The organism is Fimbriimonadaceae bacterium (assembly GCA_019638775.1).
Classification (GTDB): domain Bacteria; phylum Armatimonadota; class Fimbriimonadia; order Fimbriimonadales; family Fimbriimonadaceae; genus JAHBTD01.
Map to the genome: position 1 here is coordinate 209,986 of JAHBTD010000004.1, position 11,768 is coordinate 221,753.

Annotated in this window: 10 protein-coding genes; 9 read left to right on the forward strand and 1 reads right to left on the reverse strand. The window is 52.4% G+C overall.

The annotated features are described in order from the left end of the window. Positions 1-20: 20 nt before the first annotated feature. The 3 genes from rmuC to KF784_15225 all read left to right on the forward strand — a co-directional run bounded on the left by rmuC (position 21) and on the right by KF784_15225 (position 5,346). Positions 21-1,649: a DNA recombination protein RmuC gene (rmuC, locus tag KF784_15215; protein MBX3120408.1), complete on the forward strand. Its 1,629-nt coding sequence runs from the start codon at positions 21-23 to the stop codon at positions 1,647-1,649. Positions 1,650-1,811: 162 nt separating this feature from the next. Further along, entirely contained in the window at positions 1,812-3,200 is a 1,389-nt protein-coding gene (locus KF784_15220) for a hypothetical protein (GenBank protein ID MBX3120409.1), read from the forward strand. 178 nt (positions 3,201-3,378) lie between these two features. Continuing rightward, complete coding sequence (locus tag KF784_15225; protein MBX3120410.1) at positions 3,379-5,346, forward strand: MCP four helix bundle domain-containing protein; 1,968 nt, start codon at positions 3,379-3,381, stop codon at positions 5,344-5,346. Between the two features lie 110 nt (positions 5,347-5,456). Here the strand turns inward: KF784_15225 and KF784_15230 are convergent, their stop codons facing one another. Next, a complete protein-coding gene (locus KF784_15230) occupies positions 5,457-6,695 on the reverse strand; it encodes a PQQ-dependent sugar dehydrogenase (protein MBX3120411.1) in 1,239 nt (412 codons plus the stop codon). A gap of 157 nt (positions 6,696-6,852) precedes the next feature. Here KF784_15230 and KF784_15235 point away from each other — a divergent pair, with 157 nt between their 5' ends. From KF784_15235 to gatA, 6 genes are all read left to right on the forward strand, one after another. Further along, positions 6,853-7,683 (forward strand): hypothetical protein, encoded by an 831-nt coding sequence (locus KF784_15235; GenBank protein ID MBX3120412.1) that lies wholly within the window; start codon positions 6,853-6,855, stop codon positions 7,681-7,683. After that, on the forward strand, positions 7,680-8,093 hold the full coding sequence (locus tag KF784_15240; GenBank protein ID MBX3120413.1) for a hypothetical protein: 414 nt from the start codon (positions 7,680-7,682) through the stop codon (positions 8,091-8,093). The genes KF784_15235 and KF784_15240 overlap by 4 nt, the downstream gene beginning before the upstream one ends. A 464-nt stretch (positions 8,094-8,557) precedes the next feature. Beyond that, the gene (locus tag KF784_15245; GenBank protein ID MBX3120414.1) at positions 8,558-9,073 is read left to right on the forward strand and encodes a hypothetical protein; all 516 of its coding nucleotides are present in this window, start codon (positions 8,558-8,560) and stop codon (positions 9,071-9,073) included. Positions 9,074-9,204: 131 nt separating this feature from the next. After that, positions 9,205-9,675, forward strand: a complete 471-nt coding sequence (locus KF784_15250) for a hypothetical protein (protein MBX3120415.1) — start codon at positions 9,205-9,207, stop codon at positions 9,673-9,675. Positions 9,676-10,014: 339 nt separating this feature from the next. Beyond that, the gene (gatC, locus tag KF784_15255; GenBank protein ID MBX3120416.1) at positions 10,015-10,305 is read left to right on the forward strand and encodes an Asp-tRNA(Asn)/Glu-tRNA(Gln) amidotransferase subunit GatC; all 291 of its coding nucleotides are present in this window, start codon (positions 10,015-10,017) and stop codon (positions 10,303-10,305) included. 6 nt (positions 10,306-10,311) lie between these two features. Next, positions 10,312-11,760, forward strand: a complete 1,449-nt coding sequence (gene gatA / locus KF784_15260; protein MBX3120417.1) for an Asp-tRNA(Asn)/Glu-tRNA(Gln) amidotransferase subunit GatA — start codon at positions 10,312-10,314, stop codon at positions 11,758-11,760. Positions 11,761-11,768 lie beyond the last annotated feature (8 nt).

Genomic DNA, 11,768 nt, shown 5'->3' on the forward strand with positions numbered 1-11,768 from the left:
TTTGAAATTGAAGGTGTAATTTGGACGCTACAACATTAACAACAATTCTTCTCGCAGTTGTCGCGCTGTTCTCATGTGCAACAGTTGTTTGGCTCATTAAAGCGAAAACTGAGTCCGCAAAAGTACACAAGCAAGAGATTGACACTCTAAACGACAAACTAACGGAGGCTGCAAAAAGTGTTGGCAAGGCTGAGGAGTTAAATCGGACGCTGGACTCTGTGAGGCAAGACAGGACAACAATTGACGACAAGTTACAAACAGTTCTGGAAGAAGTCAATCGACTTACAGAGGAGCTTTCAATCGCTCGAACAGAACGAGACAGCGCACAAAGAAACTCTGAACAACAGATCCAGGCAGAAAGAGAGACTTGCGCCACGACGATCGAGCGTGAAAAATCGACATGCGCAGAACTTATCCAAAGAGAAAAAGAAGCATGTCAAGACATCCTTTTGGCAAAGGACCAGGAGATCAAAGCCAAAGATATCCAAATTGAAAATTTGAAGCTGTTCATCGATAAGGCGAGTGAAACCCTTGGAACACATTTTAAGGCTCTTTCACATGAAACGCTCAAAGACGTGTCAGCACAATTTGAGAAAGCCGCCAAGCAGGTCATCGAGCAAAACTCAGAGACGACGGCGCAGAATGTAAAGCTCCACAAAGAACAGATAGAAAAACTGCTGCAGCCTGTTGGCTTGACTTTGGATCAACTCAACCAGCTTGTCAAGGACACCAATGAAAAGCGAGGCGAAGCCGAGGCTGTACTAATGGAGAAGATCAAAGATTTTGCAGGCGCCAACGAAAAGTTAGCAAATGCGCTCAACAAGCCAGTCATTCGGGGATCATTTGCTGAAACCAAGCTTGAGTCACTTCTAGAAGCCGCCGGGTTAGTTCGCGGCGAGAACTTCGAATTACAAGTACCTGTGAAGGACGGTGACCAACAGCGCACTGTAGACGCATTGGTGGATATGGCTCAGGGCAAGAAGTTAGTAATTGATAGCAAGAATCTTTTGTTGCCATTCGTCGAATACGCAAATGCACCTGAAGATCAGCGTGAAGCGCGTCTATTAGACTTCCAAAGAGCCTTTCGAACTACTCTCAAAGCTCTTAGCATTAAAGATTATGCAAAGCACTGGGAGGGTATAGATGCTGTAATAATGTTTCTACCTGACGAAGGAATGTACATGGCAGCTATTGAGTCAGATCGCCAACTCATAGCAACTATGTTCGAGCAACGGGTTTTCACTGTAAGTCCTGTCTCCCTGTTACCGATCCTCAAATCTGTAGCTTACATTCTTGGTCTCGAAAAACAGAATCGAGATACACAAACTATCGTCGACGCTGGACGTGCCCTTTATGAATCTCTTGGGGTCATTCTTGGCAAAATAAATACACTTGGCGACAGGATGGAAGCTAGCATGGAAGCGTACAATGGAGTCATAGCTAGCTTTGAAGGTAACGTGTTACCTAAAGCTCGGCAACTCCGTGAGCTAGGTATTCAACGTGGAGCGGCACACAAGGACATACCCATTAGAGAGCCGCTACGAAGGGAATTTAAAGATAGAGTCACAAAGGAGTTGGCTGGCTCAATGGCGATCGTACGGGATGAGAAAACATCAGAAGTTAAATCTGCCGAAAAGAAGGATAGATAGGCATTTTTCGCGTAGGTAAGCCGGAACTTATTACCGTCATGTAGCGACTCTGAGATTCAGAAGCCGACTCAGATTGCGGTTGGACAGATAGGCGAGAAGAGTATTATCTTCTTTTCCACAGCCCTTTTCCTGCCCGACCCGCGCCCGGTAACCTTTCAAGCGATGTCCACCGCAACCTCCCACCTCGACCACGTTCGCCCCGACGAAAAGCTCGGCCTGCCAGGCCAGATGCGCCGAAAGATCAACGTCATGATGATCGGCGCGGGCAGCTTCTTTACGACCTCCGTACTGAAGGACGTCGTGCTGATTCCCGGCAACCAAGGCGGCGAACTGCGTCTGGTCGATATCGACGGTGAGCGGCTGGAACTGAGCCGGCAGCTGATGGTCAAGACCCTGGAAAAGCTTGAGGTCACGCATAAGTGGTCGGTTGTGGCGAGCACGGATCGGACGGAGCTGCTTCCCGGCACGGATTACATCGTCAACGCGATCGAGGTGAGCGGCGTGGACTGTGTGCGGTTCGACAACGACATCCCGCTTCAATACGGCGTCAGTCAGAACATCGGCGACACGATTGGTCCTGGCGGATTATTTAAAAGTTTACGAACGATTCCTGTTTATATCGAAATTCTCAAGGACGTCGAGAAGCTGGCCCCCAAAGCCGTCTTGCTGAACTACACCAACCCGATGAACACGATGTGTCTTGCGGCGGCGCGGACCAGCAACATCCACACGGTCGGGCTCTGCCACAGCGTTCAAGGAACGTCGCGGATGCTGGCACGCTATGCGGATGTGGAGTATGAGCAGGTGCAGTGGAAGTGCGCGGGTATCAACCATCTGGCGTGGTTCACGGAGTTCAACGGTCCGGACGGGGCATCGCTTTATCCCAAGCTGATGGAGATGGCCCGCGACCGCGAAAGCGAGTTCGCGAAGAACGAGCCGGTGCGCTCGGACATGATGCTTCACTTTGGCGCGTTCATCACCGAATCTAGCGGGCACCTGAGCGAATACCTTCCCTACTATCGCAAGCGCAAAGACCTGATGGACAAGTACACCGACACTGGCTATCGAGGTGAAGAGAGCTTTTACGCCAACAACTGGCCGACATGGCGCAAGGGCCAAGACGAGTCACGATTGAAGCAGATCAGCGGTGAAACGGAGATCAAGCTGGAGCGGTCGTATGAATACGGTGCATGGATCATCGAGTCGATCGAGAAGAACGTGCCGATCATGGTCCACGGCAACGTGGCGAACGACGGTTGCATCGAGAACCTTCCTCAAGATGGCTGTGTAGAGGTGGCTTGTCTGGTCAACCACAACGGCATTCAGCCGACGCGGTTTGGACGCTTGCCCAAACAAATGGCAGCGATCTGCGACTGGAATATGCGGTTCTTCGATATCGGCGTGGATGCGTGCATCCACAAGTCGAAGGAGCTTGCCGTTCAGGCACTGATGCTGGACCCGCTGACGGCGGCATGCCTCTGCCCAGCAGAGATTAAAGAGATGACGCTGAAGATGTTTGAGGCCGAGGCGCAGTGGCTGCCTGGGTTCTGATCGAGGCGCTCCTCTAAACATTTACAAAAATCGGCGCCTGATTAAAATATATTGCTTAAGAATACGCAAATTCCGAAGTCAGGACCTCCTGATGATCGGAATCTCACGTTTCAATAATTGTTTTTGCGTCATCGGGGAGTCGCACTTTGGCATGTTCCTATGCCGTCGGGAGAACCACTTGAAACTATTTAGAAACTTGCGTATTTCACAAAAGCTTTTGCTTGGGTTTGCAATCGTCGTCACCATTACGTCTGTACTTGGTTTTAACTCCATTCGGGCTCTGCTTTCGATGAAACAGGACTACGCGTTGATCACCCAGGATGTCCTTCCTGGAATCGAAACGGCGAAAGACCTAAGCTACCAAGTTGCTCGACACAGATCCAGAATTTTCCAGGCTATGACCACTACTGGTGAAAAAGGGATCAACGACATCAATAAGAAACTAACCTCTACCGAAGAAGAGGTCAACCAAATCGCATCAACCTACGAAAAGCAGAAATCGAGCAGCCAAGAGAAGGCAGCTTTCGCAAAGTTCAAAGAGGCCTGGGCAGGGTATGAGAAAGAGATCGAAGGCGTGAAAGCCCTCATCAAGCAGGGCAAAATCACAGAAGCGAACGCACTCAACTCGGCTAAGGCTCGCGATCATTGGGAAGAGGCCAACGATGCCGTTGAGAGCATCGTCAAGATGAACTCGGACGAGTCGGTCAATTCGGCAATGGAAGCAGCCAAAACGTATGACCGCAATCGAAGCATCGTCATCTTCAGTTTGCTAAGCTGCCTCCTTGCAGGTGTGGGCATCGCCTTGGTTACAGCCAGAAGCCTCTCCAAGCCCATCGCCAAGGTGGTCGACGTTATGGGCAAGTGCGCTGTTGGCGACACAAGCGAAACCATTGACATTGACACCAAAGAAGAGATTGGGCAGATGGCTCGCTCATTCCGAGACCTTATCGCCTACCAACAAGAGATGGCCGATGCCGCCAAAGCGATTGCTTCGGGCGACCTCACCCAGCAGATTCATCCTAAGTCGGAGAAAGATACTCTCGGCGTAGCCTTCAAGGAGATGAGCGAAAACCTGCGAACAATGGTGCGCGAAGTCTCCGGTGCTGCGCAAAACGTTACGGAGGGTTGTACCGGTGCAGCGGCATCCTCTGAGCAAGCCACCTTGGCGGCAAACAACATCGCCATGTCGATTCAGCAAGTCGCGACGGCATCAGACAACGCCGCCCAGGGCAGTTCACAGATCGCTCAAGGCAGTGAGCACCTCGCCAACATCGCCACAAACGCAGCTGTTTCAATGGAGAAGCTCCAAAACGGCGCGGGCGAAGTTGCATCGGGGGCAAAGAAGCAGCAGGGCGCGGTCGAGGATGCTCTTGCCGCAGTGCAAGAGGGCAACAAAGCCGTCGAGATGACCGTCAAGAGCATGGACCGTATCCGACATCAGGTTGAAGTCTCGTCCGATACAGTTGCTGAACTTGGGCAAAAGGGTGAGCAGATCGGCTCCATTGTGGTGACGATTGAAGAGATCGCTCAACAAACAAATCTTCTCGCGCTCAACGCTGCCATCGAAGCGGCAAGAGCCGGCGACCAGGGCAAAGGCTTTGCCGTCGTCGCGGAAGAGGTGCGCAAGCTTGCCGAGCGAGCTGCGTCCGCAACCCACGAAATCTCAGAGCTTATCGACGCCGTCAAGACCGGTGTTCATAGCGCCGTCAGTTCGATGGAGATCTGCAGCGATGAAGTGAAGCAGGGCTCCGAGTTGAGCGCAAGCGCTGGCTTGTCGCTCAAGAAGATTACGACCGCCGCCGAGTCCGTCGGCGAGCATGGACGTGCGAACCTGGAACACATCGAATCGATGGTTTCGGATTCTCGCGATGCCGCAGAAGCGATCAGCGCCGCCGCGTCCGTGAGTGAAGAATCTGCCGCGACCGCAGAGGAGCTTAGCGCGACCGCTCAGCAAGTCTCTGCCTCGGCGCAAGATGTTTCAGCTGCAACAGAAGAGCAGAGCGCGGGCCTTGAGGAGATCAATTCCTCTCTCGCCCACCTCAGTTCAATGGCCAAAAGTCTTCAGGGCCTTGTTGCACAGTTCAAGATCGAGAAGTCGACTCCTGCTCATCCCCAAGCAGAGCACGACACGAAGCTCGCCGCTTGATGCCCAACGCTGAGATCAATGAGCCCTCCGAGAGATCGGGGGGCCTTTGCTTTTGGATGTTCGAGAAAGACATCCGGCATCGCATTACTCTCTAAAACACCGGACTCAAGTTAGGGCACAGGCACGATCCGATAAACCCTATCCCCATCCCCTCTCTCCGACGTTCCGATCAGCAGGTAGCCGTCCTTGTCGATCCCGATCCCCCTTAGCCGCCCAACCTTCCCAAGCAGCAGCGTCTCAAACTCCACCACCTGGCTTCCATTCACCGAAAACCGCTGGAGCGACTGCCCTGCCAGATTGCACACAAAGAGGTGGTTTTGCCAGGTGGCGTAGCGGTTGCCCGAGTAGAACGCACACCCTCCGGGGGCCGTCGCCGGCGTGAACTGGATCATGGGCGATTCCATCCCGGCCTGGGTCTGGTCGTGGTGGATCACGGGCCAGCCGTAGTTCTTCCCCGCTTCGACCATGTTGATTTCGTCGCCTCCCCCAGGAGCGTCGTTGCCGCTGGGGCCGTGCTCGGCGGAGTAGATCTTTCCGGTAATGGGGTGGAAGGCCAGCGACTGCGGGTTGCGATGCCCATAGCTGAAAATCTCTGGCTTGGCCCCGCCCACGCCCACAAACGGGTTGTCGCCAGGGATGCTTCCGTCGTCATTCAGGCGCAGGAATTTTCCCTCGACGCGGTCAAGGTCTTGGGCTGGGGTCAGTTCGCCGCGCTCGCCCAGAGTGAGATAAAGCTTGCCGTCGGAGCCAAAGGCAAGCCGCCCGCCGTAGTGTTTGTCGTGCCCGTCGGTGTCGGCGTCGTAAATGACGGTGTAGTTCGACAAGCCCGATCCAGTGTCGGTAAAGCGGGCGACCCGGGTGACGAATTTGCCGCTTTTGGAAGCTGAGTAGGCGACGTACTGGAATTTGTTGGAGGCATAGTTTGGGTGCGGCTGAATGTCGAAAAGCCCCTTCTGCCCGCCTGTCGCAATGCCGGGGAAGGCGCCGTAGCTGCCCGTGTTCAGCTGTCCGCTCTGCCACACCCTCAGCCTTCCGGCGCGCTCGGTGATGAAGATGCGCCCGTCGGGCATCGGCTGGATGTCCCAGATCGTATTCAGTCCGGTGGCGATGGTTTCAAGGCGAAACTTTTGGCCTGTGCTGCTGGTGTAGACCGTTCCCTCCACGGATCCGGTGCCGCCCGATCCTCCCGAACCGCCGCATCCAAAGGCAAGGATTCCCACGCCAGCCGCCAAGCCTGCGATCATATAGAGTCTTGCGGCCATATATTTCCAGACGCTTGCGGCAGGGCGCTCCGTGCGGGCATTTGATGTTGCGGCTGTTTGGTGGGCGGTGGCTTGCCGACTTTTCAAGCTGAGATTGGGGGAGTCCGTCGTATACTGTGAGGGGGAGTTCTTAGCCTCAGGACTGTAGGATGAGACAGGATGCGCGTTAAGCTATGCGCGTCCTGAGGCATCAAACATCTGGTTAAATATGCGATGATCTTCGACCTGTTTAAGGAGGTGCTACGTGCTAATTGTTAGCATTATTTCTCTAATTTACCTGCAATCTGACGCATTTAAGCTTCCCGTTGTGGACGCAAGAGTCACTTCCGTATCATATTCAACTTCGCTCAGTGGTGTCTTGGTTACCCAAGATGTGGCACATTCTGAAAAAAGTAATAGTCGAACTTCTATAGGAATTGTTAAGAATTTGAGTCCTTTTGTCAGCGAAGAGTACATTAGCACATCAGGTTACATGGTTATCAAAAGCGATCTGTCTCGCATCACCGTCGCAAATTACTTTGAAATGGCGACGGCTTTGACACCCAATGAATACAGTGAGCCTGAGAGAAAATGCGTTAAGCTTATTGAGCGGCAAGGCTATGCGTTTCAAAATCGTTACAAGTGCTGTTCGCGCATCACCGACAACTTGTCAGTGTGGGTTACCAAAGATCGAACTATAGGTCAATCAAAAGTACCTGAAGTTCGAAGAGACAGCGAAGGTAGCTATCGACTTTATCTAACAGATGACTTAATTGAGAAAGATGATGAAGTGAGCTACATCATCTTGCTTGTAGATAGTAAAGAAGAGACAGCAAAGGAAGTTTTACGGCTACGTAAAAAACCCCTGCATATAGAAAGAAAAGTAAGTAGCGAAGTCGCAATAGATCCGCAATCCAAGATACTATATTCATGTTACGATGGACTTTTTTTTGCGCTTCAGTTAGATAGCTTTTTCCGTGTTACCGGAGTTGCTTCAAAACAAATGATGTGTGGTGCCGCAACTTTTGATGCCTCAGGGCTGCAGGCCGTAGCCGGAGAGAGGATGAGAAGTGCGCACCCTGAGGCATCAAAATGAGGGCATTTCGCGGCGTTCTGTTGCTACTGGCGATTGGGCTAGGATTTTTGCTCCCAAGCATGGGCACGCCTAACAATGTTCGTGGTGTACTCCTCTTTGTTACAGCCTTTATTATCCTTGGCCATGCAATTCTCTATCCTAAATCCATCAACATGGAGGGCAAATACCGCCGATCAAGGAAAGCTGAAGCGTCCTTGCTGCTTGCATTCCCTCTATTATATTTTATTACTAGTGTTATTGCAGCATTCCTGACTGAAATCAGTTTGAGATCAAAATTCACAGCTGGACTTTTGTATAGTTTATTCATAATAATGATAGTAAGTATAGTTCATGTGATAATCATACACTACTATCGAGCGCTGATAGCTGCGAAAAATAGTAGTGAAGACCTCGGCCAAGAAGGACCTTGATCTCACCACCTATGTGTACGATTGGGGGATCGCCTGATTGGGCAGCAGATTGCGAATGCGTGGGCGACGCATTCGTCCATGATGAAGTTGGGAACATCCTAGGGAAACAGCATCAGGCCAAGGCTCCCATGACCATGGTCTATGACCTTGCCGGAAGGAATACCACCCTGATCCAAGGCGAGATGATGACGACACTTGGATGCCTCAGGACGCACTTACCTCCTCAGTCCACCCATGCAGGCATACAGTCTTGAGGCTAAGAACAGGGCCTGCCAACTGCAAGAAACGCAGCGCGGCTACCTTCTAATATCTCTGACCGGGCGTGTCCGTCGTATACTGAGAGGGTGAATTAGGAGTCGGCAGTCTCAGCCTCAGGGCTGCGGACAGGGACAGGAGAAGGAGGGCGGAGTACGCACCTTGACGCATCAAAAATGAGACTACCTCATATCCTAATCTTACTTGCAATGACAACAGTAATCATTACCACTAGCGTAGTGTTAAATCATTATTCGCACTCCCAAACACAGAAGATACGAACACACAGTTATATTACTGATGGGTTTCTAAAACTTTCAAAGACAACTATCTTTGATTCACCGATCATTATTGACAAGTCTGATCCTACGAAAATGAAATTGTGTCGACAGTTATCGAACATCATTGACCGCCATGGGGCCTATCCAGCGACACCGATGGCGGAGGTCGAAAAGCAAAGCGAGGGTAAAGCCATTGTAACTATTGTGGATCCATCCGTGTGCGATTCCATGTTTGCAAGCACTGACGACTGCTTGGCTACAGCCGCATCTTGCCAATGGATGATTGAAACACATCCACAAGTTGAACAATTTGAGCTGCATGTCTATTACTCAGAGGTTCAGCAGTGCTGGTTTGGCGTCATTACGCCGTTTCCGGCAAAGCCTGATCTGTATCACGAGTTGACATTGGTAAGGTCACCCGACGGTTCATATATGGTTCGGTAAAGTTGATAACGGATACATATGGCTTTGATGCCTCAAAACGCGCACTCAGACACGCAGTTTGACGCCTCAGGACACACAGCGTGGCTGCTTTCTGAAATCTTTGATTGGCTTGTCTATCGTATACTGAGGGCGTGGATTCGGCGGTCTTAGCCTCAGGGCTGCAGGCCGGGACTGGAGCGAGGATGAGAAGTTCGCACCCTGAGGCATCAAAGTTATTCCAACGCGCAATTTGCAGCATGTCGCTTGCGGTGTCTGCCTTACTGACCTATATGCTCAAGTTAGAACTCGTTGCTTTTGGTGGTGCAGCAATACTGTCAACCATTGGATTGCTATTTTGGCTATTAAGCAGATGCCAGAGGTCAAGGATAGAGCTTGTAACTTCATGCTTGTTTGTGTCTACTTTATCAGTTAGTTTTCTCTTTTGTGGTTTCAATCGATTTTCGGTGAACTTGCTTGCCCTAAACATTGCCATCATCGTATGCCTTGAGGTGGTGCTGAAAATCTTTGCCAAAAGGTTTGATCATTGGGGTATTGCGGCGTTGATTATTTTCGGAGGATTGATTACTGCATCCATAGTTCAAAATAGTTACAGTAGTATATGATTGTTAGAATTATCTTGATGCCTCAGGATGCGTAGGACTCGTGTTACGGTGCATCCTTAAGCCAAAGTCCTGAGCTATTGACAACCATACAAGGGCTATATCCCCGAGTAGACGGGCCACCCCCACCCCGTCCCTCCCCCGTCGAGGGGGAGGGGGACATAAACGGACTATACAGGCCAGGTGGAACTGGATGTTCGATATCGGTCGGAAGCTTGCCCAGACTCACGCTGAACAGCCGCCAAGCATCGCTGCAACATCGAGAGGACAACCCCCAACCCCCGCAAAAAAGTCCTGCGAAGAATCTGCATCGGCAAGCTGTCCCTATGCTAAAATGCACTCATGTCGATTTCGTTGGATGAGGTGCGGCACGTCGCTCGTCTCGCCCGCCTTGAACTGGATGACTCGGAAGTTCTTGCGCTTCAAGGTGAGTTGAACGCCCTCCTCGGACATTTTGCCGATATCCAAGCTATCGACGTCACGGGAATCGAGCCCCAATCTCACGCCGTTGCGCTGCATTCGGTTTGGGCTGACGACTTCCCCATCGAGGGTCTTGCCCGCGAAGCCGTTCTTCGCAACGCGCCGCTTTCAAAAGCGGGCCTCTTCGTCGTTCCCACGATCATTGAGGACTAATAAGCTTTGCTCACCCGACTGACTGCATCCGAACTGGCTGCCAAACTTCGCGCCAGAGAGGTTTCGGCGGTCGAAGTCGCCCAAGCCCACCTTGAAGCCATTCGTGCGCACGATGGCAAGATCGGCGCTTTCTTACACGTTGCCGAAGAGAAAGCGATGGCCCAAGCTGCGAAGGCCGATGAGGCTCTCGCCAAGGGCGAAGGCGGACCGCTTACCGGTGTCCCCATCGCGATCAAGGACAACATGTCCACGTTGGACATCCCCACCACCGCCGCATCCAAAATTCTTGAAGGCTACATCCCCCCTTACAATGCGACCGTTGTCGAAAAGGTCGAGCAGGCTGGCATGGTGATGCTCGGCAAGACAAATCTCGACGAGTTTGCGATGGGCAGCTCCACCGAGACCAGCGCCTATCAGTTCACCCACAACCCTTGGAATCTTGAATGCTCACCGGGGGGAAGCTCCGGTGGTTCGGCGGCGGCTGTGGCTGGGGATTTGGCTCCGCTGTCGCTCGGCTCTGATACGGGTGGGTCGATACGTCAGCCCGCGGGACTGTGCGGAGTGGTTGGATTTAAGCCGACTTATGGCCGCGTCTCCCGGTACGGCCTTATCGCTTTTGGCTCCAGCCTCGACCAGATCGGACCATTCGCTCGATCGGTGGAAGACGCCGCCCTACTCAGCAGCGTGATCAGCGGGCACGACCATCACGACAGCACATCCCTGCCCCATGCCCCCATCAGCACAGAAGGTCTTAAAGACGGCTCCCTCAAAGGGAAACGGTTTGGTCTGCCCAAAGAGATGTTCGATCCTTCCATCGACGCCGGAGTGCTTGAGAGTGTGCACAAAGCTATCGACGCGCTGAAGGCGGAAGGGGCGGAGTTTGAAGAGATCAGCATTCCGGAAATCCGTCTGGGAGTGACCACCTACTACATCATCGCCCCCGCCGAAGCCAGCAGTAACCTGGCGCGGTTTGACGGCGTTCGTTACGGTCCGAGGCATGAAGGTGTGGGGCATGTGGGGACCGCAGAAAAAACGCGAGCCATGGGCTTTGGGCATGAGGTCAAGACGCGTATCCTCATCGGCACCTACACGCTCTCAGCGGGCTATTACGATGCTTATTACACAAGGGCGCAGCAGGTACGCAGCATGATGACTGCTGGGTTCAATCGTGAGTTTGCCAGGTTCGATGGCATCGTCACGCCGACGAGTCCGTCACCCGCCTTCAAGATCGGTTCGATGAACGACGACCCCATGGCGCTCAAGATTCTCGATTACTGCACCATCCCGGCAAACATGGGCGGTTTTCCGGCGATCTCTTTGAACTGTGGCCTTACTGAAGGTCTGCCCGTGGGAATTCAGATCATCGGCCCCGCGTTAGAAGATGAGAGAGTGTTCCAGCTTGCTTACTGCTTTGAGCAAGTTTTAGGCGCATCTCCGCGCCCGCCTACGGCGTAGGAGTATTG

What these genes read in the sequence shown, in the direction of transcription:
- KF784_15220 (MBX3120409.1), top strand. Translation starts at nt 1,812, where the DNA reads ATGTCCACCGCAACCTCCCACCTCGACCACGTTCGCCCCGACGAAAAG.
- KF784_15240 (MBX3120413.1), top strand. Translation starts at nt 7,680, where the DNA reads ATGAGGGCATTTCGCGGCGTTCTGTTGCTACTGGCGATTGGGCTAGGA.
- KF784_15245 (MBX3120414.1), top strand. Translation starts at nt 8,558, where the DNA reads ATGACAACAGTAATCATTACCACTAGCGTAGTGTTAAATCATTATTCG.
- gatC (MBX3120416.1), top strand. Translation starts at nt 10,015, where the DNA reads ATGTCGATTTCGTTGGATGAGGTGCGGCACGTCGCTCGTCTCGCCCGC.